This is a genomic window from Tidjanibacter massiliensis (genome assembly GCF_900104605.1).
GTDB classification, from domain to species: domain Bacteria; phylum Bacteroidota; class Bacteroidia; order Bacteroidales; family Rikenellaceae; genus Tidjanibacter; species Tidjanibacter inops.
Genome location: NZ_LT629960.1, coordinates 499548 through 523735, shown reverse-complemented (window position 1 = coordinate 523735; position 24188 = coordinate 499548). Strand labels below are relative to the sequence as shown.

Genomic DNA, 24188 nt, shown 5'->3' with positions numbered 1-24188 from the left:
ATGTTCCGACACGGCGATACGATAGCGGCTCCGGCTACCGCCCCCGGAGGGGCACTGGCTCTCATACGCATAAGCGGTCCGGACGCACTCGAACTATGCGACAGATGTTTTACGTCGCCCTCCGGAAAACTGCTCCGGCACCAACGAGGAGGAACGGTACATTACGGCAATCTTGCGGACAATGAAGGGAATTTCATCGACGAAGTCCTCGTCACGGTCTTTCGCGCCCCCGCCTCCTACACGGGGGAAAACATGGCGGAGATATCCTGCCACGGCTCCCGCTGGATAATCGCCGAAATCCTGCGCACGTTGAACAGATACGGCGCCCGCACGGCGGAGGCAGGAGAGTTCACCGTACGGGCTTTCCTCGCAGGCAAACTCGACCTCGCCCAGGCCGAAGCCGTCGCCGACATGATAGCCGCCGGAAACCGGGCCTCCCACGCGCTCGCCTCCACCCAACTGCGCGGCCACTACTCCGCCGCCCTCTCCGCCCTGCGCGGCGAACTACTGCAACTGGCCTCACTGCTCGAACTGGAACTCGATTTCTCGGAAGAAGATGTCACATTCGCCGACCGTACCGCCCTGCGGGAACTGCTCGACCGGGCCACGAATGACATAACGGAACTGGCCGACTCCTTCCTGCTCGGCAATGCCATTCGGGAAGGTATCCCCGTCGCGATAACAGGCAGTCCCAACGTAGGCAAATCGACGTTGCTCAACCGTTTGCTCGGCGAAGAACGCGCCCTGGTATCGGACATAGCCGGTACCACCCGGGACATCATAACCGAAAACATCTCGCTGGATGGAATCGGTTTCCGCTTCATCGATACGGCCGGTATCCGTGAAAGCAACGATGTGCTGGAACGAATGGGTATCGAACGTACCTACAAAGTCCTGTCCGAAGCTCGTATCATCCTGTACATAACGGAACCGAAGGAATTCGGCTCGACAAGCATGAGAGCCGCAATCGACGCCATCGGACTTCACGACGGCCAACGGCTTGCAATCGTCGTAAACAAATGCGACTCCGAAAAGCCGTCCGCCTTTGCCGACCCGCAGATTCAATCCCTTTATCCGTGGCCCGTATTCGGCATATCCGCCAAATACGGCTACCATATCGACACTGTCAAAAGGTTTCTCACCGGCTGCATCGACACGGAAGGTCTGTACAACGGCGCCTCCATCGTATCCAACACCCGCCATTACGAGGCACTCCGCACGGCGGCAGAAGCACTTGACGACACCCGCCGCGGACTCGACTCCGACCTCCCGACCGACCTGATAGCCGCCGACCTCCGCCGCAGCCTCGACGCTCTCGGCACCATCACCGGCGAAATCACCACCTCCGACCTCCTCGGCGAAATTTTCTCAAAATTTTGCGTCGGAAAGTGAGTGCGCATAACTGACTGCAACGAATTAGAACCAACTATAACGAAGCCGCTGTAAATCAGTGGCTTTTTTATTTGTTCAAAATCTGGCTGATAGCAGTCGGAGGCAGTTGTCCATCCTATTTTTCTACCGTATTTCTACCACGAAACAAATCGAGGTTTGACCCCGATGTCACACTGACGCAGTAGTTGACGTGTGTTGACAATGGTTTACGTGTATTGACAGATTTGTGGAGAAATAAAGAGATAGAACCTCAAAATAAATTAGAAAAATATGGAAGTAAGAAAGATTTGCCAATGGTGTGGAAAACCATTCATCGCCAAGAAAACAACGACTTGCTATTGCAGTCATCAGTGCTCCAATCTCGGTTACAAAGAACGCATCCGGGAACGCAAGCGTGAATTGAAGAAAATGCAGGAACTGCTACAACCCAAACAGGCATCCGAAGGGCAAGACTTCTTTTCGTTTGCACAAGCGGCCAAACTTATGGGTGTTACTCGTCAGTACATTTATAAGTTGGTCAAAGAAAATAAACTTCGGGCTTCCCGCATCAGCGGCAAGAAATCACTCATCCGCCGTGCTGATATAGAACTAATGCTGAAAACCAAACCATACAAAAGCATCAAGCCCAAAGATGATATTGGCATTACCGAATATTATACTGCCGAGCAGATAGCAGAAAAGTACAAGGTAAACACCAAATGGGTATGGACATACACCAGAGAGCATGATGTCCCAAAGGTCAAGATTCGTCAGTTCAACTATTACAGCAAGAAACACATTGATGCGGTATTTGCCAAGTATAGGACAGATGATGCCCTGACGGAATGGTACACTCCCGAGGAAATTGAGAAGAAATACGGCATGACACGTGTCGCCATCCGCTCACAAGTCTATCGCAACAACATACCTTCGAAGAAAGAGCATGGACAGATATTCTACTCTAAACTTCATTTTGACCTGTCCAAACAGACCGCCGAAGAGGATTCATCGGAATACTACACCGTGCAGGAAGCCATGAAGAAATATAACCTTACACGGGATTCAGTTTACGGCATCCTGTAATTCCACGAAATCAAACGGGAGAAGAAAGGACGGTTCGTGCGCTTCCTAAAAGTGGAATTCGACCACATCATGGGTGCCCGTTAGCGGCTAAATGCAACCGACTGTAATTATCTGGAAATTATTTCCTGCTGATTACGGTCTGCACAACATCATTAAAGATTTTCGCAGCAAAAGTCAGTTATAACCATTTAATATTCATCATTATATCAGAATGCAAAACAGTTACACTAAGGACACGTCCTTTAAAGAAAGGTATGCTGTCTTTCTACCTTGATTATTATCCGGGCTACCGTGACCAAGAAACGATGAAGACCATCCGTCATGAGGGGTTGAACATTTATATCTATGCCAATCCGAAGAACCAACGGGAACGAGACTTCAACGCCGCCATGTCGGAAAAGGCGGAAGCCATCCGGTGCCGCCGCTTCGAGGCCATTGTCAATGAACGATATGATTTCTTTGACAAGCGCAGGTTCAAAGCCGATTTTCTGGAATATTACCGCAAGCAACTTCCCAAACACGACCAGAAATGGGCATTTGTATATCAGCACTTCTACAACTTCGTTCATGGCAAATGCACTTTCGAGGAAATTGATGTCGACCTCTGCAACAAGTTCCGTGAATACCTGCTTAACGCAAGGCAGCTAAAGCGAAACAGACCGGTCTCAAGAAACTCCGCTGCGGGTTATTGGTCCACATTCAGAGGATACCTGAATATCCTTTACCGCAAGCGCATGATAAAGACAAATGTCAATGACTTTCTGGACAAGATAGAAACGGAAGATGTGGTAAAGGACTATCTGTCTGTCGAAGAATTATACAGGCTGGCCGAGACACCATGCAAGATACCTGTTCTTAAAACTGCTTCCCTCTTTTCGTGCCTGACCAGTCTGCGGCTCAGCGATGTACTTTCCCTTTGCTGGGAGGAAATCGTTGACTTTGCAGCTGGAGGGAAATGCGTCCACACCATCACGCAAAAGACCAAGACAGAGGACATCATCATCCCAATCAGCGATGAAGCATTGAGACTGATAGGCTACAGCCCTGAAAAGACAGGTCTTGTGTTCAAAGGCCTGAAACGGAGCTGGACGCAGCATCCCATGAAAGAATGGATCCGTTCTGCTGGAATCACGAAAGACATCACTTTCCATTCATATCGCAGAACATTCGCCACCCTGCAAGCTGCTGCAGGGACAGATATCCGTACCATTCAGAGTATGATGGCGCATAAGTGCATTACTACCACGCAACGCTATATGAAAGTCGTGGACAGCAACAAACGTGAAGCCACTACCAGAATCACATTGACAAGGAAGGGCTGATACGGCGGATTCGTGCCAGTTTTATCGGTTAGAATATGATTTTTCGCTGAAAATCATATTCTAACCATATTTTTTCTTAATTCCATACTGATTTTTTGTCATTATTTGCGACTGTCTGCAACCGTGCATCTATTTTTGCCACACTGAAATATCAAATAACAACAGTCTATGGCAGATAATCACAAACCCACCATCAAGAAAGCAAGCCTTGTCCTCGCATTAGCGTGCATCATTTTCGCGACAGTTGCCACAATATTGTATAAGAATCATCAGATTGGTCCGATTGGCTACTCCGCTCCTGTTGTAATCGGGATCGTTGTTGCAATCCTCTCCTGCGCCGTTCTCCAACGCCTGTTCTACCCATTACTTGCAAAAAGCGGTATTGATTTTTCTTTTGGCTGTAGAGTTTCTCCCAAGACAGATACCGTTGCCTCCGGCATAAATGCCGATACTCCGAATGCACTTCCGCAAACAGACAATACAACCAGTGCAGTGGTGCAGAAACTCTCATATCTTGAAAAATATGAAACACGCATGGAAGAACTGGAGTGTGCGAAAAAGGAAAGACGGACTGCAATAGTCAGCGCCATACACGACTACACCACATACATAATGGCTGAGTTCCTTACCAAAGAGGCCCTTGAAACGCTTCATGAGAACATCGAAGCTCTGGCTTACGGACAACCGGAACTATACAAACCAATCCGTTCCAGAGAAGACAATCACATCAAGTCTCCGGCACTAAGGCATTTTGCATGGAATATCGGAGAGCGGCTTGATATTCCGCTAATCGACAGGGCAAAGTTCATAAAGGAGATATTCCCGCATGAACTGGAAGGTGCGACAATCGAATATCTTTCCAAGAATCTCAGGGACTCTGTTACGAGCAAAATCAAGATCGATGTTCCTGAAAACGGGGACTACCGGTTTGACTGCATAAGAAATTCTGCTGACGGGAAAATTAGTTCCTGCTGATTACAATCTGCATAACATCATTATATTGGTTTGCGGCATGTCAAACAATTAAATCGTTTAGTCATGCTGAAAGAAAACCTTACATTCAATGACCTGCCCGAAATGGTAGGCAGGCTGTGTGAAAAGATTGAGAGCCTTGAGAATGTTTTGAAAGACAATCTTGCAAAACAGGCTCCGGTCAAAGAAAACCTGCATGTCCCCATGACCGTGGAGGAAGTGTGCAGCTATCTCGGAATATCCAAATCATCCTTCTACTACAAAGCCAAGCACGGAGGCATTCCCACCATCAAGCAAGGCAAACATCTGTTTGTCTATCGTGACGAACTGGACAAATGGCTGGAGAGTGGAAGGAAAGGCCAGGTGCCTTTGAGCATCGAGGAAGAACACGAGCAGATGCTTGCTGCGACAAGGCACAAGGCAAAACCAAGAGAGCTGTAGGAATATGGAAAAGACGAACAGCAATATTCCTACCCCGGAGGAACTGAAAGCCTACATAGATGAATCGGTCATCAGTGTTACCGGGACATACGAGCAGTCCGCTTCCGTGCTGATGGTGGATGATTCCATCATCGGGACTCTGGAAAATTTTAGTATCTTTATAGCTGTCGTTTGTTTATTAACCGAATTTCTCCATTTAATGCATCTTTGAGAATCGCATCTACAAAGCCAGATACATCCAAACGAATAGTGCTAGTTTGGGTTTTATGCTCATATGAATATTGAACTTCTTTTATTTTTGTTAGTCCCCATTTTGCATTAACATAAGCGTCTTCGAATGTAAATGTGATGTCGTCGATACCATTATGATCTGATGGGATTTTCTTCTCTAATGCATCTAAAGATGAGATTGGTTTATCTGAAGCGTCACAAATATTTTTATTATTCAGTTCAATTGGTATATGCGAGCTGTTTGACCACCGACCCGTACAATGAAACATGTCAAGTCTTCGTCGATATGCCTGAAAATCATAACCATTATTTGTTGCCCATTCCTCATCTACGAGAAACAATGTATGTCTGATATTTGCCGAAGTTGTGGTTATTAACTCTCCAATGATACATTCTTCTCTTGTAGGATTCCTAAGTTCCTTTAAACTGATACCGTATTGTTTTGCAAATTTTTTCGCACCTTCTTGAAATCCGGCTTTAGTAACCATAATTCCGGCTACATTATTAAGCTCGGAAAGTACCCCATAAAAATCTCTTACTTTACTGATTGCAATAGGTTTACTGTAATTTTTACATTCAATCGCAACCTTATGTGTAATTCCAGCAATCTCGTATTCCCAATATACATCTATTTGATGTTTCTGTCCAGATTTACCCTCCAGCTTCACATTATGCTGTACTTTTGTGGCTTTAATAGTATCTGCATCAACAAGTTGTTGATAAATTTCCCGAGTAAAAAGCTCGTATTCTATGGAGTTATTCATATTCTTGACTTATTAAGACCTTAGGTATTGTCTCAGGTTCAATTTTGTTCAGTTGTTATTAGTGGCTGCGGCTGACCACCAGTAACAACTGCGAATTTATCAATCCAAAGAAAGAACTCCAAATATAAACGGTCAATTCAGTATCTCTGAAACCATTTCACTTTACACAGGGCTTTATTTGCCCAATGATTTGAACATTTTGGTAATGCAACGCTTCTTTTGTTCCATATTGGGATGGACATAAAGGTTGAGTGTGGTTGAAATATTGGAGTGGCCCAACAATACGCTGACAGTTTTATAGTCGCACCCTGCTTCAATGCAACGAGTAGCGAAGCTGTGACGCAAACCGTGATATTTTAATTTGGGTATACCCAGTTTCACCATTAAGCTGTTGTAGTAATTGCGATATGTACGGGGTTCTGTCGGACACTCGTCATTGGTAAGCACATAGAAATCGTCATTGACCACCTTTTTTAATGGCTTTATCATAGCAAGCAACTCCTTGCTCATGGGTATTTCACGGCAGGAGTTTTTTGTTTTGGGGGTGTTGATGACGAGTTCCGTATGCTTTTTCTCACCCTCAATGATATAGATGCGTTCAATCGTGCGGCTGACTGTTATCCTGCCGTCCGTAACATTGATGCCGCTCCACTTCAAAGCACATATTTCCCCGATGCGTAGCCCGGTACTAAGGCTGATATAGATACCAAGCCCAGTAAAAGTGAAATGACTTTGGATGTAATTCAGAATCTTTCTGTGATTGGCGACAGACAGCACTTCCAGTTCTTTGTTGGTGGAGGTCGTTGGATACTTTATATCCCATTCGTAATAGGTCATCCATTCATTTTTGACTCCGAACTTCATCACCATTTTAAGGACTATCAGAATGTCCTTGACGGTTTTGACGCTCAATCCGTTTTCCAACTTTTGTAAGACGAAAGCCTGTACCGCCTATTCGTGGAGTGAATCACTATCCCCGAAATAAGGAAGAACGTGGTTCTCCAAGATTAACACATAAGCCGCCATCGTGGACTGCTTCACATAAGGCCGCTTGTACTCTTTCCAAGCCGCCGCAATTTCTCTAACTGTTTTATGAATCATAATTTCAAATAATTGGTTCTTATAATTAGAGAAATATAGTGTGGTTAGTTCCGGTTTTGAGATTTCCGGAGTTCAGTAGAGAGTGGAAAAGGCACAAACTATCAGAGATTTGTTCATTCTATTCAGGAGGTACTCCTTCTTCTTCAAAAAAGGAATTCTACAATGGGAATATTCCATTTATACGTTCTGGAGAATTACATAAGGACAAAACAGAATTGTTCATAACAGAAGATGGCTTAAATAATTCCGCTGCAAAATTGGTGGAAACAGGCGACTTGTTATTAGCTTTATATGGAGCTACAAGTGGGGATATTGCTATAAGTAAAATCAAAGGAGCTATAAATCAAGCAATACTTTGTATTAGGACTAAACAAAACAAGAAATTTATAGAATCTGTTTGGAATAAGCATGTTGAAAGATTACTCCAAACATATTTGCAAGGAGGTTAAGGTAACTTATCCGCTGACATCGTAAAGAACATTCCATTCTATTTTGCGGACTTGGAAGAACAGGATAAATTAGCAAACTTCATTTCTTTGCTGGACGAGCGCATTTCTACTCAGAACAAAATCATTGAGAAACTTGAAACCTTAATTAAGGGGATTGTGGTTACTCACCATAGAAAGTGCCCTAATAAACAATTTGTTAAAATATCAAAACTTGGGGAATCATTTAGTGTTGGCGTATTATCAAAAGAAGATTTAGCCGAAGAGGAACTCCATGTATCTTATATGGAGAATTATTTACCACATATAATTGCGTTGCTAATGTAATAGAAAGTAGAACAAATAGGTCAGATAATCAAGTGTATAGCAAGGGAGATGAGTTACTATTTCCTGCTTCTACAACAGTAGATGCGGTTTCACTAATTACTCCAACAGCATTGATTGTCGCCAATGTTGTGTTAGGTGGTGATATGTTCGGTATTCATATAAACAAAGAATACAATGCTATTTATATCAGCTATATTCTAAACTATGTTTATAGACATCGTATAGCTAAATATGCACAAGGAAGCACTATAATTCATCTACATTATAAAGACATAAAAAATTTCAAACTATTGTTGCCGCCAATAGAAAAACAAGAAAAAGTGTGAATACACTCAATCATATGCAAGAAAAAATTGATTGCGAAAAACAAAACCTAAGATTGTTGAATGGTTTACGCTCTTTTTTGTTGTCAAAGCTATTTATATGATTGTTTATTCGTAATTTCGCACTAAAAAACAATAGTTTATGCCCAAGAAACAAGATTATTTGAAAAGAATTTGTCTCGGATTATATAATTCAGGAAATCATAATAAGCCAAGTGATAAAGTATTTATAGAGGCAAACTTCTATAGTGTTATAGCTGATATGTATAGAGCTTTAGGAGGGAAACTGGACGAAGCCCCCTTGAATATAGGTAAATATGATATAGACTGTAAAGATTTTATCATTGAGTTTGATGAAGAAAATCACTTCAATAGGTATCGCTTAAAAACATTAAGTTCTCCAATATATAAAAATTGGTGTAATTTCATAGTGGCTGATTATCAACAATATTGTACAAAGCATGAGGATAAATGCCGTAGTTATGGCAATTTTTGGCATACAAATTCCTCAGATAAGCAATATGGCATAAGTTCACCGTGCGGAGTTTTGGACGATATTGGTTCTTCACGTTGGACACAACGAGCTTTTTATGATTTTGTAAAAGATATATATTCAATTGTAATAAATACCCCTATAATACGAATATCCATATATGACATATATCATGCACAAACTATTCTTTCCTTAATTCAACAAGAACGAGAAGCTGAACTTATGCAATATATAAAAAACAGAGTGAATTGTTTATAAAAACATTTGTAAGAGTAAATACAATTTTTGTTTATGCAAACAAAGTAATATTTGCTTTTCAACTTCTATTTTGTCATTGATATTAGAAAGTTCTTTTGCAATTTCAAATTGTAGTTTAAGATTAGGACAAAATATTTTAGCTTTACCATAATCCTTAAAATAGATATGCGGTATAGCCATTCCCGTTTTATATGGCTCAAAACTAAATTCTTGCAAGGCGAAATATATGTACTTTAAGCAATAACCATCTTTTGCTGTTAAGCGGTTGAGAGTTCCGATGTAGCTGTATTCTCCAGTCACATACTTAACCGTACCAACCCCCGAACCATCTTTAATTATCAAAATGGATTCACCATTTACATCTGCTGCTTCTGTATAGCCTGTTATGCCTGTTGCTCCATAAACAGGGAAAGCACCATATTCTGTAACTTGGATTTCTTGCAATATGGATGAATTGCATTCAAGGCAGCTTGTTATAACTGTATTAGGTTTTTGCGATGAAATAAGAGTTTTTATAATCCCCTTAATTAAGGTTTCAAGTTTCTCAATGATTTTGTTCTGAGTAGAAATGCGCTCGTCCAGCAAAGAAATGAAGTTTGCTAATTTATCCTGTTCTTCCAAGTCCGCAAAATAGAATGGAATGTTCTTTACGATGTCAGCGGATAAGTTACCTTAACCTCCTTGCAAATATGTTTGGAGTAATCTTTCAACATGCTTATTCCAAACAGATTCTATAAATTTCTTGTTTTGTTTAGTCCTAATACAAAGTATTGCTTGATTTATAGCTCCTTTGATTTTACTTATAGCAATATCCCCACTTGTAGCTCCATATAAAGCTAATAACAAGTCGCCTGTTTCCACCAATTTTGCAGCGGAATTATTTAAGCCATCTTCTGTTATGAACAATTCTGTTTTGTCCTTATGTAATTCTCCAGAACGTATAAATGGAATATTCCCATTGTAGAATTCCTTTTTTGAAGAAGAAGGAGTACCTCCTGAATAGAATGAACAAATCTCTGATAGTTTGTGCCTTTTCCACTCTCTACTGAACTCCGGAAATCTCAAAACCGGAACATTAAGGTTCTTTGAACCTTTTATCTCCTCACACTCGGCAGAGCAAATAGATTCATTCTGCTCTCGTTCAATCGAAGATTTAAGGGCTTTCTTATCTTTATTATCTGCCATAATCACTATTCATTATCAGGATCAATTTCAATCGGCAACAAGTTGTCACCATCATTAAAGCGGTCGAAATCCGAGCTAAACAAGCGGTCTTGAATGACACGGTATTTCTCAAATTCAGTTTCTGCATATTTTTTAGCAAACTCAGCCGTAACCTTGCCTGCGTCTGGAAGAACCGCATCGCCACCTGCTTCAAGAATGATGTCTATACGTTTTGCCCAGTCTTCCATCGTCATAGGAATATGACGCTTTGCCATTCGTTCAGCCATATCCAACACGGCATTGACTAAGCGTCCCATATCTTCCAGTTCTACACCTTTCAGATAGTTTTTTGCAATGCTTACATCAGTCTTTACAATTTTCCCGTCAGGGGCATTCTCCCATGTAGTCAGCCCCATATGTTCTTTTTCAGCATTGGCTCTATTCACTATCAACTCTGCGGCAGTCTGACCATGTACGGCATAGTGCATTTTGTTCTGGACTTTCTTAAAGAACAATTTTGTGGTCGGAGCATTACGGTTATAGTCAATTGCAGTGGCATAAATATCGGTAAGTTTCTGATAAAAACGGCGTTCACTCAGTCTTATCTCCCTGATTTCGGCAAGCAAATGTTCAAAATAGTCCTCGCCAATGAATGATCCGTTTTCCATTCGCTTTTTGTCTATCACATAGCCCCGGATAGCAAACTGACGAAGCACATATGTTGCCCATTGGCGGAATTGCGTCGCCCGGACGGAGTTGACCCTATAACCGACAGATATAATGGCATCAAGGTTATAGAACATAGTCTGATAGTTTTTTCCGTCAGAAGCAGTTGCCGAGTTTTTCTCGGTAACTGAATCTTTGACAAGTTCTCCTGATGCGAATATATTTTTCAAATGAAGGCCAATATTATCACTAGAACAATCGAATAATTGAGCCATTGCTTTTTGCGTAGCCCAAATCGTTTCGTCCTTATACATCACTTGAATCCCATCCTCTTTGCCTTCAAGTATAAATATCAGGAACTCTACCGTACTGTTTCTTATTTCAAACCGCTTTGCCATTGTACCCAATTTTATTCAACCAGTCCCAACTCTTTCAAATACACATCTATCTCCTCGTCAAGCTCGGCACGTTTGGCCTCCAATTCTTTGATTTCCGCCATTACTGCCTTGATATCAATCGGTTCTTCCTCCTCAAAGGTGTCAACGTAACGAGGAATATTCAGGTTAAAGTCGTTGTCTGCCACCTCTTGCAGCGTGGCAAGATGGCTGTACTTCTCTATTTCCTTGCGGTCACGATAAGTTTCCACAATCTTTTGGATATGTTGCGGACGGAGCTTGTTTTGCGTCTTGACTTTCTCAAACTCCTTGCTTGCGTCAATGAATAGAATGTTATCATCCTCCTTGCGGCACTTCTTCAACACAAGGATGCAAGTCGGTATGCTTGTACCGTAGAAGATGTTGGCTGGCAAGCCGATGATGGCATCAATGTAATTCTTCTTCTCTATGAGAAAACGGCGGATTACACCCTCTGCATTTCCACGGAACAGCACCCCATGCGGAGCTACGCAAGCCATCGTACCACCCTCGTTCAAGTGGTAAATCATGTGGAGAATAAAGGCATAATCGGCTGTTTTCTTTGGTGCAAGCCGTCCGGCCTTGCTGAAACGGTCATCGTTGTTGAACTTGTCGGCAGCACTCCATTCGGCGGAGAACGGAGGATTTGCCACCACCGCATCAAACTGCGTATCGCCCAAAGCATCCCATTCCAATGTGTCGCCGTTCTCAATCTTGAAGTTGCTGAACTTGATACCGTGCAGCAGCATGTTCATTCGGGCAAGGTTATATGTGGTCGGATTCTTTTCCTGTCCGTAAATATCAACGGCATGACCTACTTTTGCTGCACGAAGAAGCAACGAACCGCTACCGCAAGTCGGGTCATATACATTGCGAAGCCTTGTGTGCCCAATAAAAACAATCTCGGCCAATATCTGACTGACTTCCTGCGGAGTGTAGAACTCCCCAGCTTTCTTTCCGGCCCCAGCAGCAAACTGCCCTATCATATACTCGTAGGCATCGCCAAGAATATCTATTTCATTCGAGGCTTCGACACCAAACTTTATGTCGTCCAATGCCAATAGCACATTGCTGACGAGCGTATTCTTGTCATCTGCCGTCTTACCCAATTTCGGTGATGCAAGGTCAATATCAGAGAACAGGCCTCCAAAATCTTCCTCACTGTCATGCCCCAATGTGCTATCCTCGATGCGCTTCAACGAGCGTTCAAGGATGGGCAATATGTTCTCTTTCTTCTTTATCCGGTCTATCACCGATGAGAAAAGGTAGGTCGGTTCAATGAAGTAGCCGACACCCTCCAAGCATTGCTTTTTCAGTTCCTCTTGTAGTTCGACGGCATCTTCATCTTCCATGTTCCACAAATCCTTAAATGACACTTCATCATCCACCAAGGCATTGTTGGCGTATGCCTCTATCTTTTCCGAAAGGTATTTGTAGAAGATGAAACCCAAAGTGAAATACATGAAATCACTGGCCGACATATTGCCGCGCAACTTATTGGCTACTTCCCAAAGCTGATCACGGAGTTTCTGTTGCAATTCTTCGCTCATATAATTTTCTATTCTATGTTATCAATATCGATTTCTGCTGACGCCGTTTCTTCATTCTCTATTGCGCTACGCAAATCATCCAACACTTTCCCTTTATACGAAAAGTATTTTGCACCTTGATAAGCTCCGGATGTATTTCTCTTGTCTTCAGGCATGAAAGTGCCGACAAAAGGAGAAAGCTTGTAAATACGGCCTTCGTATTCAATGGAATCGTCACTGGCAACTTTTACCTCTGTATTTGTAGGCATAAAAGTTATGCATTCCCCTATTTTGATGCCCACCATGCTGAACTTAAAGCGGCCTCGCCTGACTATGCGCTTATGATCATCAACATGCTCGTCCGGCTTTTCATTATTTGTAACAGGCTTGTTGTCTTTATAAACAGTGACAACGGCATCCTCGATCATCTTGGCAATGTCATAAAATATATCCAGCGCAATTTGCGGCGCGACATTGAAAAATTCCCTGTTTTGCCTGATGCGTAAATCGGTCAGACGGTCTATGGTTTTATGGACATGTTTCTCAACCTCATTGTACTTTACAGTCTTAATGGTTGCATATATCTCAAATGGCAAAGGCACGGCGGTATTGTCGAGTTCCTTTGATCGCACATCAACTGGACGTGAACTTTTACCAATCTTTACCCAATCCTCACGAAAACTTGGATTGGTCAAGATATATACATATCCCGGTTCTTTTATCTTATCCATATTCTTAGTCCCAACTAAATGTTCTTATTATGTTCCCCAACCTATCCATAATTCTCGTAAGAGCCTTTCGGGTCTTAATCAGTCCGAGGTGTTTCTCCTTGAGTGCCTGTTGTATGATTTCCGGCTGCTCTTTCTGAAGGTAGTCATACTCTTTCAGATAATGGTCGAGCACTTCCGAAGAAAGTCCTTCGTCTTGTGCCAAAGAGTTCACAGCCTTTTCACGTTCGGTCGATATATAGCGGTTAAGGCGTTCTTCCAGTTCACTTGTGCCGTCTGCCTTTTGCCGCTGTATCATGAAATTCTCTTTGTCTTCGTCCACATTCTTTTGGATGAAGCCGTCAATGAGCTTTGCCTTGCTACGCATTTCGGCATCCTTAATCATCGTATCAATAATGTTCTTACGATGCTCAGGATAATCGTTGCTGTAAGGATCAAGGTTGGCAATCAATTCAAGGATGTAAGCAACATTGATGATGTCGCTGTGCAGAAGTTCAAGGCAGAAATCAATATCGTCTAATCCCTGGTTATTCCCGTATGGAACAGGATCTTCCGCAACGACTGAAGGTGTGACTGGAGGCTCAATAAATCCGACAGTAATGTCGAGGTACTTGCTCTTATAATCGTTGAATTGCTGTTCGGTCATGCCGAGGTCATCTGCTTCATCGCTGTAGTCTTCGTATATCTGAATCTCTGCGTGCTTACGGATGATTTCACGGAAAGCCAGCACAAAGTCTTTCTTGTCCTTTTCGCTCTGTAACAGGTCAATGCTGCCTGGTTCCGGGTATTTCTGCAAGAAGTCCGTTGCCAACTGCCGGTATTGCCGTTTCACTTCCTCAAACGGAGGACGGACAATATCCTCCGGGTTATCGGAGTTGCTGAACAATTTTATGGCCGTATCGACATTATTTTTCAAATTACGGAAGCATATAATCTTGCCGAAACGCTTTTTTTCATTCAAGACACGGTTGGTTCGGCTGAACGCTTGCAACAGTCCATGATACTCAAGGTTCTTGTCAACATAGAGTGTATTGAGTTTCTTGCTGTCAAAGCCTGTAAGGAACATACCCACGACAAGGCAGAGGTCAAGCGGTTTCATGTCTGCCCGTTTCTTTTTCATGCGCAGGTTGATGTCATCGTAATAGGCACGGAAATTCTCGGTTGTGAACGCTGTGCCGAACATTTCATTATAATCATCCATGATGGCTTGCAGCTCGTCCGCCTCACCAGTGCTTTGATTTGCAAATTGCCCCGTATTCATCCCGGTCTGTTCATCGTCCTGACTGCTGTTGGCGGCATAAGTAAATACAGCTCCGATACGGATATCCGGCTTGAGAGACTTGAAAATCTTATAGTAACTGATAAGCATCGGTACGGACTGCACGGCAAACAGTGCATCAAACTCACCGTCAAAGGTTGACTTATTGAAATTATTGAGGATGAATTTGGCTATTTCCTCCATGCGGAGAGTATCGTCATTTCTCACTTCTCCGTTTCCATGATAATACTCCACGAGGAAACCCAGCACATTTTCATCGACAATGGCATCCTTGATAAGATACTGGTGCAGGCAGTTGCCGAATATCTCTTTGGTAGTATGCCCGTCAACGGCATTCTCTGTAAAGATAGGTGTACCCGTGAAGCCGCATACCTGGGCGTTGTCGAAAAATTTCATTATCTTCTTGTGACTTTCCCCGCAATGGCTTCTGTGGCACTCGTCAAAAATCATAACGATACGGGAGTGTCGTATGTTCTCTATCCGATTACTATACCATGTCTTGCTGACTGCTGCATTGAGTTTCTGGATAGTGGTGATGATTATTTTGGAGTTGCTCTGCAACCTTTTTACCAGTTCGTCCGTATTGTCCGTACCGTCCACAGCTCCCGGCTCAAATGCTTCATACTCAAATTGGGTCTGCGTGTCGAGGTCGTGTCGGTCTACAACAAACATCACCTTGTCCACATCATCCAGTTCGGAAACGAGTTGTGCGGCCTTGAATGAAGTCAATGTCTTTCCTGCTCCGGTGGTATGCCATATATAACCGTTGTCATTGGAGTTCTTTACCTTGTCCAATATCTTCTCCACGGCATAGAACTGATACGGACGAAGCACCATCAGACATTTGTCGCCCTCGTGAAGCACAATGTATTTGCCGATGATTTTTCCGAGAGTGCATTTCTCCAGAAAGAACGAGGCAAACATATTCAGTTCATTGAACGGATGATTGGCGGCATCCGTCCAGTTGAATGTAAACTTGTAACCGCTGTTCGGATTGTTGGCAAAGTAGCGGGTTTTACACCGTTGGAGATAACGAACAGTTGAATATAGTCAAACAGACCATGAAAAGATGTCTTGTGGTAACGCTGTATCTGATTGTATGCCTGTTTGAGTTCCACGCCACGGCGTTTCAACTCAATCTGCACCAATGGCAGACCATTTATAAGAATGGTCACATCGTAGCGGCATTTCTTTCGTCCTTCCACTGTGATTTGGTTGGACACCTGAAATTCATTTTGGCACCATTGCTGACAATCAAGAAACTCCACCCAGATGCGTTTGCCATCAGCTGTATCAAGCGGATAAAATTCTCGGAGTTTCTTTGCCTTCTCAAAACGTGTGCCTCCTTCAAGGTAGATGAGTATCTTGTCAAATTCCTCTTCCGTAAACTCGGTGCGACCGTGCTCTGCCAGCCGCTTACGGTTATGTATCTCCAACTGCTGTTTGAAATTGGCTTGAAGATTTTTCTCCTCCGCAATCTGGACATATTCATAGTCCATTTGCTGAAGTGTTGCAATTAGCCCAGCTTCTAATGCCGCTTCACTTTGTATTGCCATATTCTTGAAGATTATCTGGATTAGTTCGCTTTTCTATATGAAGAACTCCCTCACATCCAACATTCAAGACTTCAGCGATGCGAAACAATGTTTCAAGATCCGGCTGGGATGTGTTTGTACACCAACGGGACACAGAACAGGTATTCTTACCAATCTGTTCAGACAGCCATTTTGCCGTCCTGCTTTGCTCAACAAGTACTACCTTTATTCTATTTAGTTGCTTCATACAGAAAAAACTTATAGTTTGATGCAAAAGTACAAAATTTGATTGTAATAAGGCACATAAATAGAGGACTTTTCCCAAATGTATCTTAATTATATCATAGCAGTTGAACTTTTAATTCTAAAGTACATAGAACATTATTTTACACTAAAAATAGAACTATGTGTACAACTATGAATATAATACTATGAACATTACACTTCACTATTTATTCTTTTTCAATGGATTTTACCCTTGTCCTTATTTTCGATATACCATACCCTTCAATATGCCCCGACATCATTACTAATACATGAAACCGGACGTTGATTTTGTAAGTGACATGCTCGACTATGTCGATGTGCGATAAGGGTCATGAAACAAGCATACTAATTCCTCTTATCTCCCTTTTATTATGTAAGGTCGCAATGATTCGACTCTATAAAAATTTTTACTTCACAAGTATGCGTCATCCAGCGTCATCTTGTGTCAATACTCTATATGTAATAATCCCTAATCAGATATGCGACAGCAGAACCGTTGGATATCAAACCATTTAGAACTTCCACATAAGCTGCTCTTAAAGCATAATCTCTACGAATGGCATCCCTTGTCTTAGCATCATCATATAAATCCTCCACGGCATTTTGCCATCGTATCATCGAATGCCGATCGCTTGATGACTGACGAAGAATTGCTTTATCTATATGTCTTAAGCAATCAGGCATAAGCCACCTAAAACCAATCTTGCAAACAAGCCATGGTAGGAAAGAAACGCCCTCTTGAGGTAGTATATCCAAAAGCTTATAAATATGTTCATTCGCGCCATTAACGATTTCCCAATCTTCAAGCAAACTGGGCCTCATAACATCAAAATTAAGCATAAGCGAAGGAAGGATTTCCTTAGCATTATTTTTCTTATACCACTCAAACATAATCTCCCACAACTGCCAGAAATGAGTTTTATTCGCTGAAATGGCAATATAGCAATAGTGATTGAACACTGATCCTATCGGACTCTCACGCCTGTCATAATGATATCTATTCCGTTGAAGACTTGATGATAACCATATTTCTTCTATAAACTTACGTCTCTTTTGGGGCATCGCAACCATATATGTGGCACAAAATTCCTCTAATCGCGTATTTGGCATTCTCATGACGTATCGATCAGGTTTATTATCCGTCAAAGCATCCATGAATTGTTTACAATAGATAAACACCATCTCATCTATAATAGTATCCTCTATATCTGTAGGAATCAGTTTGCAAACATGCGCAAATTTATCAATATCGTCTCGTTTATTTTCAGTATTGTGAATGTACTGCAAAATAATCTTCTCTGCTAATTTTTTATGGTTAGGCCATAACAACGACTTGAAGGAGTTCTCAAAACGAGTAAACAAAGAATCATTATCATCTATAGCATCAATCAATCCCCATACTATTTGCAACAATTGCTCATCATCAGGCAGACGGTCAAGCAAATATACAAGCCCATCAGAGCTATACTCCGTGTACGACTGAAACATTCCAGATTCCGAGAATCGAGATGTCTCTTGAATAATGACTTCATAGCACCATGCCCGTTCTTCTTCGTTCAGATTTTCCCAATGTTTCTTTACACCCAACGCTGCAATCAGTCCCTTTGCTTCAAACACACCACCTTGGTCTTTATGTAAGCAATATGCTTCACGCCACTCATCAATAACTTGTTCAGAATCCTCATCGTAGCGTGTTCTTGATAGGTTACCCGTCAATAGTATCTTATTGAATTGGTTACTAAACACCTCGTTTTGAGCTGCCTCCTCTTTTATATCCTCGGAAGGACTCCCTTGTAAAATGAGCCCCTTGTCCGTCTTGCCTATAATTTCATACTGAGCTATATCCATACGATTGGCAGATACTTTCTCCAAATAAGTAGTGGCCGTTTCCTTTAGATGCTTGACAAGTTTTCTAAACTCGTCAGCAAATCCCTCAGTTATGGACATTCTCAGGATTATGCCTTCCAGATCCTGTTTTCTATGCGGTAACCGATAACTATCAGACACATCTTTCTGAACATTCTTGGATGCAAGGGGACTTATCATGGGCTGCATCAGTTCAGTGCTTAATCTGGTTTTATCCCATAATATGAAATCTCTACAACTATAGATAGGCATGGCTTTCATGCCGACAAATATCGGAAATCTTGTAGCGACACTGGCCAATACTCCCCAAGCACATACATTGTAACACTTTCTGTAAACAATATCAAATACAGTCAAAAGAGTCTCCGTAGAAAGAGCATATTTAGCACCATCATTATTGTTTTTGATGGAGTCCATCATCCACTTCTCAAATGTCATCAAAAGGCTTTCTCTCACATGTGACTGGTAATTGCGTCCTCTGTACTCACGCCAAAGAGAGTCATTGCCAAAGAGAGTAATTTCTTTACCATTTACTACAACTTTTATTTTCTCTAATTCCTGTGCATGCCCGCGTTTGGACTTCTCTATATCATAGTTAAGAATTTCACAGAGGAATTCGATTGCATCTACATGGTGAGAATAGAAGAAACATTTGTAAGAAGTTGTCAATCCGCTGGATTGATGAATCATAGGATAGTAACCATGTACGATTCCTTCATTATCAAGCCATTCCTGCCTGATTAAATCTTTATATATATCGGGATATGTATATATAAAGTCCAGTGCTTCTGCACCTTCACTGAGCAGGAGAATCTCTTTAATAACATCGTACTTATAAGAATCAGGCTCTAGCGTCTTTTCGGCCCATATCTTAATCAGTTCTGGATTCTCATTCATCCACTTGAAAAGAAGGCGTATTACTTCCTTATCAGGTTTCTCATGTATTCTATCATCAGCAAGAGTCTGATTTACATCATCTGCTAATATAGAAAAGACATATCTTTTTAGGTTGGGCGCATCCTTTTCAGAAAAACTGACAAGTTCGCATTGCAGTAACAATGGTATCAAATTGCTTCTATATGCGTTGAAGGCATCTCTGTTCTTATATAGGAATGTAACAAAGGTGTACCATCCCTTCCCTGAAGGGAGCATAAAAACAGAATTTCTTAATTTTGATTCTTCTTCAATCATTCTATGACTCTCAAAAAACTCTTTAGCACTCCAGTCCACTTTTCGGAACATATACGATAATGCGACCGACAATCTCCCTAAAAGCAAATTATTGTCTTTTAAAAGGAGGTCTTTTATTGAAGCAAGGAATGATGCTCCCTTATCAGAAATAAGGATAGCATAGAACAAGGCATCATAGAACACATCATCCAAGCGGAGCGAAAGACTCTCTCTAATAAAAGCATCAAGATTTCGATCTTCCTCAGAGATATGTGTCTCAATATACTGGCGAAACATGTTTCTTGAAGCAATGTTCGAATCTATGTTCTGATAGAACTGTGCAAGACTTATTTCACCTGTTTCAACCTCACGATAATTATTATCAATATAGCAATACAAGCCCCAATCAGTTAATATATCATGTCCGGGGCGCAATAGGCCTTGCGCTGGCTGTCCAACAAGAATATCATCATCAACAAGTGACTTTACAGCATCCGTCATCTCACATTTCACTAAATTCATACCTATATGGGACGTTCTTCTTGCCACATCAATAAGAACTTTTATGCGCTGACTGGCCTCTTCAGGCTTCTTTCCTGATACAATTTGTCGGCAAAGTCTATCTTTGAATTCACTTTCTTTCAAAGTGCCTGCATTTGCTATAGTTGCAATGGAACAAGCAGTATTCAGATAGAATGGGTTTCTTAGGATATGTCGGGTCTTATCTGTTGAACAGTATGGTTGAATTTGAGGAATATCCCTTTCCACTTCCATCAATTCGTCATCACTAAGAAGACCTATATCTATAACATAGTTATCTGTGACAATAATCCCATTACATGCCAGGCACAACCTAAATTGGTCAAGAGAATTTTTTCGAATTGTGAAGACTATTTTTACTTCATGGCTCTCGTTCAGAAGATTCTCTATGAATAATACTGCTGTATCAGTATTACCATTCAGCATTCGTTCAGCACTTTCCACGAGTAACACTTTACCTCCATCTCCCCATATGGGGGATTTGAAAAGCTCAGGAAGCCTGCTTGTTATATTCCAATTTGCCAGTATGTCTGATTCTTTTGATTCATCAAGGTCATCACCCAACACTGCCACAGAGTGATATTTATTATTTGCTAACACTTCTTTGGCAAGTGCTGATTTACCTATGCCAGCTTCACCGGTAATGATAACGATATTGCCTGTTTCTAAAGAAGAATTTATCTTATCTTTATATTCTTGACGGGGCAGCTGTATTGTTCCAACAATCTTATTTTTGATGCGTTTAAGAACAGACTCAGTGTTATCAATCAGTTTATTGTATTGATTGATAATCTGTTGACACAGTTCAATCGGGATTACAGGTATCTCAGACCAACCTTTACCTTTAATGACCTCATTAATTTTCTGCAATTTCCAACCAATAAATAGGTTCCTCTCTTCTTCAACCTTATGAATAATGCCAACGAGGTATTTTTCACCATTGGAATCAACAAATACGCCAGAGCCGGAGAAGCCGCTTTCCATATACTGCATCTCCATTCCATCTTTTCGCTCCTCGTTAAGCTTAACATAGAGTCCATTTCCCACCTCGCTCTCTTTTGAAATATAACATTTGTTTTCTATCCTAAGTTTATAATCGATTGCATTTGACGGAAAACCATCTATTTCACACGGATAACCAGAACCTTCAAACGTAGCACACTTCACATTGGCAGCTATCGTCATGGCAATATCCTCAGGAAGCTTCATTACACAAATGTCAAATTCCTCGGTTGGCGAAATTGCCATTTCTGTAGGGATGACTTCATTTTCTTTGCCATCAATATCTGTAATAACAACGGCTTTTTTCTCTGGATATTTATCGCACACGTGAGCCGCTGTAAGCAGATAATAACACTCATTATGTTTGATCAACACAGCACTACCTGTGTCGTTAGCTTTAAGCTTAACTGTAAAATCGTAGTTCTTATTCATGTTACTCAAAAGTGAAGTTGGCATCATAAACAACGTTTAGATTCCCACAATCATCGTTTGCAAAAATCTCCTTTAGTTTTAAGTTCATCTGGGTGAAATGCAATTCACACCCCATCGGGTTTGCGGCATTCAATCTAGCTATAGTTTCTTTGTCAGGTAGATGATATCTATTAGCACCATTGCCAGAGATAACATATTTGGGACAGATTATATCTTTCAAGAACATGAATGAGCTATTCCTACAGCTACCATGATGGGGAATATGCATAAGGTCAAACTTAAAGTTCCCATCCTTCAACATATTTGTATTCTTCAAGCCATCAGACAAAAGAGAAGAACATGAATCAGCAGAAAACAGAAGGTTATAACCATGATAGCTTAATACAAAAGCAATACTACTATTATTTTTTACTTCATTGTCTTCCTCGTACTGCATCAGATCGAAGTCCTTGAATTTCTTGTTATAGTCCCATTCTACACCTTTAATATGTCCATCTGCTGTTTGTATGGTATCTCTAAATTCTCTGTTATTCCACCATTCTTTATAGCGTTTCATCGCGTTCTCGTCTGGTGCAACCACGGTTATTGTGGCTTCAGATAAAATTGAAGTATGTCCTGCAAATATATCCTGCCTAACGTTTACATGCTTTTCTTTAAGTAAATCACGTAATTCTTTTCCGCCATGATAGCCTATTATTCCTGTGCGTTGTACTTCATAGTCTCCTTTACCACCATAGTTCATCCAAATCTCTTTTAACCGTTCATGGTGAGTTTCAAAGAATTCTGTGTCGTTGATAAAATTATAAAGCCCTCCTATATGGTCATTGTCAATATGTGTTATTATCCACAAGTCTATCGACTCCCCCTCTCCGAATAAGTGTTCAAGTTCCTTCTTAAGACTATCGGTATAGCAGAACTTTCGTGAAATAATATTACCACCATCCACAAATATATTATGCACACTGCCATCTTCACCCGTAAAACGGATGATAATGGTATCATAATATTGCATAGGAATATATTTTACAGATAACATAACAAAAAGTTTTCGTATTCAAATCCTTGTAGTTCCTTAATTCATATACTTTTCGTTTGATTTTTTTCTTCAAAAGAAAGATAGTTTATGTATTATTTATCAAAGTCACTTTGGAGTAGGCCGTCTTGTATAATACGATACATCTCAAATTCCGTTTCGCATGTTCTTTTGCTTGTTTGGCACTAACTTGTTCAGCCGTATATAAAACATCGTTGCCACTTATGATCAAAATGGAGCCAATCTGTTTCGTCCAATCTTCCATAATTTCTTGTCTCTAAAACCCCTGCCTCCTTAACCACTCGCCCATAAAGCGGTCATATATCATGTAACCGTCAGAAGTCTGATAAACCAGTTCGTTTTCCAGCAATTTCTTCAATGCAGCACTCACGCTGCTTGCTGCCCGAAGCCTGTAGGTGCTGATAAAATCCCCTGCCAGAACCTCCTTGACACAACCCTCCTTGGCGATTGCTTTCAACAGTCGCACCTGACCGGAGGAATATGCTTTCAGCATGTCTGCATAAATATAACTGTACTCGGATAAAATCTGCTCTATGGCACATGCAACTAGTTCCATATCCACATCACGGTCGTATCCATAGAGGCGATTAAGAAGACACTGCACATACCAGGTATGTCCTTCGTACTTTTCATAAATCGAATTGAAAATATCCTGAGACAGTTCCAGATTATGTAAAGAAAAATGCCCTGTAGCAAAATTTGCGTATTCATCCTGTTGTATCGGTCCGATTGTGAGAGGTTGCGTACTTTGATAAAACGGCCTTTTCGATGAAGTGAACATCTCTTGCATCATATGCTGCTTGCTGCCGGCAAAGATGAAGTTCACATTGGACAGGAACTGAATATAGGAACGCAACAAAGCCTCGACTCCTTTCTCCGGATATTCTGCAATCTGCTGGAACTCATCAATGGCGACATAGCACCGTTTCTCCGATGAACCCAAATACTCGAATATCTCTTTCAAAGTATTTTCTTCCTCAGCCGGAGCCACATCTATCGTCACCTTAGGAACACTTGTCAATTCATCAAAAGTAAAGACAGGACGGCAACTTCGGACAAATTGACGTATCCGACTCAAAGCCTTTTGCGGAACGAAATCTAACTGCCCCAACACCGTACTGGCAAACAATCTTACAAAATCTCCTAATGACTGGGTTGAGTATATATCCAAATAGAAAGTGACAATATCAGGCTGTTCCTCTTTCAAACGATAAAAAGCATGACGGACCAGTCCTGTCTTTCCCATACGGCGGGGCGCTATCAATGTCACATTGCGACCATTATGGAGCGCATCAAGAATAGTTACAGTCTCCAGCTCTCTGTCGCAAAAGAATTCAGGGCTATAATATCCCGATATAAGGAATGGATTATTGGGCCTCATATTATTTCTATTACTTTGTTACAAATTTAT

Annotated in this window: 18 protein-coding genes and 4 pseudogenes; 10 read left to right on the top strand and 12 right to left on the bottom strand. The window is 41.4% G+C overall.

Translation table 11 applies throughout. The features are described from left to right. The 6 genes and pseudogenes from mnmE to BQ5361_RS03135 all read left to right on the top strand — a co-directional run. Positions 1-1392 carry a tRNA uridine-5-carboxymethylaminomethyl(34) synthesis GTPase MnmE gene (gene mnmE / locus BQ5361_RS03160; RefSeq protein WP_035474329.1) on the top strand — a complete coding sequence of 464 codons (1392 nt, stop codon included), beginning with the start codon at positions 1-3 and terminating at the stop codon, positions 1390-1392. A 270-nt stretch (positions 1393-1662) separates the two neighbouring features. Beyond that, positions 1663-2538, top strand: a pseudogene (locus tag BQ5361_RS03155) (helix-turn-helix domain-containing protein). A 119-nt stretch (positions 2539-2657) separates the two neighbouring features. Continuing rightward, a complete protein-coding gene (locus tag BQ5361_RS03150; RefSeq protein ID WP_074021964.1) occupies positions 2658-3776 on the top strand; it encodes a tyrosine-type recombinase/integrase in 1119 nt (372 codons plus the stop codon). 168 nt (positions 3777-3944) lie between these two features. After that, positions 3945-4751: a hypothetical protein gene (locus BQ5361_RS03145; protein ID WP_035474325.1), complete on the top strand. Its 807-nt coding sequence runs from the start codon at positions 3945-3947 to the stop codon at positions 4749-4751. 63 nt (positions 4752-4814) lie between these two features. Next, positions 4815-5189 carry a helix-turn-helix domain-containing protein gene (locus BQ5361_RS03140; protein ID WP_035474323.1) on the top strand — a complete coding sequence of 125 codons (375 nt, stop codon included), beginning with the start codon at positions 4815-4817 and terminating at the stop codon, positions 5187-5189. A 4-nt stretch (positions 5190-5193) separates the two neighbouring features. Beyond that, positions 5194-5352 (top strand): annotated as a pseudogene (locus BQ5361_RS03135) (AAA family ATPase); the annotation flags it as partial. Here BQ5361_RS03135 and BQ5361_RS10290 read toward each other — a convergent pair. Then, positions 5348-6184 carry a restriction endonuclease gene (locus BQ5361_RS10290; protein ID WP_074021963.1) on the bottom strand — a complete coding sequence of 279 codons (837 nt, stop codon included), beginning with the start codon at positions 6182-6184 and terminating at the stop codon, positions 5348-5350. The pseudogene BQ5361_RS03135 and the gene BQ5361_RS10290 sit on opposite strands and share 5 nt — an antisense overlap. A 174-nt stretch (positions 6185-6358) precedes the next feature. Beyond that, a pseudogene (locus BQ5361_RS03125) lies at positions 6359-7285 on the bottom strand (tyrosine-type recombinase/integrase). Positions 7286-7323: 38 nt separating this feature from the next. On the opposite strand from BQ5361_RS03125, the gene BQ5361_RS03120 reads away from it, so the two are divergent. From BQ5361_RS03120 to BQ5361_RS10500, 4 genes are all read left to right on the top strand, one after another. Continuing rightward, positions 7324-7734, top strand: a complete 411-nt coding sequence (locus BQ5361_RS03120) for a restriction endonuclease subunit S (protein WP_257587924.1) — start codon at positions 7324-7326, stop codon at positions 7732-7734. Between the two features lie 51 nt (positions 7735-7785). After that, a complete protein-coding gene (locus tag BQ5361_RS10795) occupies positions 7786-8058 on the top strand; it encodes a hypothetical protein (protein WP_257587923.1) in 273 nt (90 codons plus the stop codon). A gap of 32 nt (positions 8059-8090) precedes the next feature. Beyond that, the gene (locus BQ5361_RS10505) at positions 8091-8384 is read left to right on the top strand and encodes a restriction endonuclease subunit S (RefSeq protein ID WP_143047481.1); all 294 of its coding nucleotides are present in this window, start codon (positions 8091-8093) and stop codon (positions 8382-8384) included. A gap of 139 nt (positions 8385-8523) precedes the next feature. Further along, positions 8524-9132, top strand: a complete 609-nt coding sequence (locus tag BQ5361_RS10500) for a DUF7255 family protein (RefSeq protein ID WP_074021962.1) — start codon at positions 8524-8526, stop codon at positions 9130-9132. On the opposite strand, the gene BQ5361_RS10790 is transcribed toward BQ5361_RS10500, so the two are convergent. The 10 genes and pseudogenes from BQ5361_RS10790 to BQ5361_RS03080 all read right to left on the bottom strand — a co-directional run bounded on the left by BQ5361_RS10790 (position 9127) and on the right by BQ5361_RS03080 (position 24158). Further along, positions 9127-9753, bottom strand: a complete 627-nt coding sequence (locus tag BQ5361_RS10790) for a restriction endonuclease subunit S (protein ID WP_257587922.1) — start codon at positions 9751-9753, stop codon at positions 9127-9129. The genes BQ5361_RS10500 and BQ5361_RS10790 overlap by 6 nt on opposite strands. A gap of 51 nt (positions 9754-9804) precedes the next feature. Next, entirely contained in the window at positions 9805-10317 is a 513-nt protein-coding gene (locus BQ5361_RS10785; protein WP_257587921.1) for a restriction endonuclease subunit S, read from the bottom strand. 5 nt (positions 10318-10322) lie between these two features. Then, positions 10323-11360: a virulence RhuM family protein gene (locus BQ5361_RS03110; RefSeq protein ID WP_035474648.1), complete on the bottom strand. Its 1038-nt coding sequence runs from the start codon at positions 11358-11360 to the stop codon at positions 10323-10325. Between the two features lie 11 nt (positions 11361-11371). Then, on the bottom strand, positions 11372-12925 hold the full coding sequence (locus tag BQ5361_RS03105; protein WP_071424918.1) for a type I restriction-modification system subunit M: 1554 nt from the start codon (positions 12923-12925) through the stop codon (positions 11372-11374). Positions 12926-12933: 8 nt separating this feature from the next. Next, positions 12934-13635 (bottom strand): GIY-YIG nuclease family protein, encoded by a 702-nt coding sequence (locus tag BQ5361_RS03100; protein WP_071424917.1) that lies wholly within the window; start codon positions 13633-13635, stop codon positions 12934-12936. A gap of 4 nt (positions 13636-13639) precedes the next feature. Beyond that, positions 13640-16467, bottom strand: a pseudogene (locus tag BQ5361_RS03095) (type I restriction endonuclease subunit R, EcoR124 family). Next, complete coding sequence (locus BQ5361_RS10280) at positions 16451-16693, bottom strand: helix-turn-helix transcriptional regulator (RefSeq protein WP_074021961.1); 243 nt, start codon at positions 16691-16693, stop codon at positions 16451-16453. Before BQ5361_RS10280 ends, BQ5361_RS03095 begins: the two are co-directional and overlap by 17 nt. A 473-nt stretch (positions 16694-17166) precedes the next feature. Further along, positions 17167-21747, bottom strand: a complete 4581-nt coding sequence (locus BQ5361_RS03090; RefSeq protein WP_161940419.1) for a hypothetical protein — start codon at positions 21745-21747, stop codon at positions 17167-17169. Next, positions 21725-22759: a ComEC/Rec2 family competence protein gene (locus tag BQ5361_RS03085; RefSeq protein WP_161940418.1), complete on the bottom strand. Its 1035-nt coding sequence runs from the start codon at positions 22757-22759 to the stop codon at positions 21725-21727. The genes BQ5361_RS03090 and BQ5361_RS03085 overlap by 23 nt, the downstream gene beginning before the upstream one ends. Before the next feature lie 274 nt (positions 22760-23033). Further along, positions 23034-24158, bottom strand: a complete 1125-nt coding sequence (locus BQ5361_RS03080) for an AAA family ATPase (protein ID WP_071424914.1) — start codon at positions 24156-24158, stop codon at positions 23034-23036. Positions 24159-24188 lie beyond the last annotated feature (30 nt).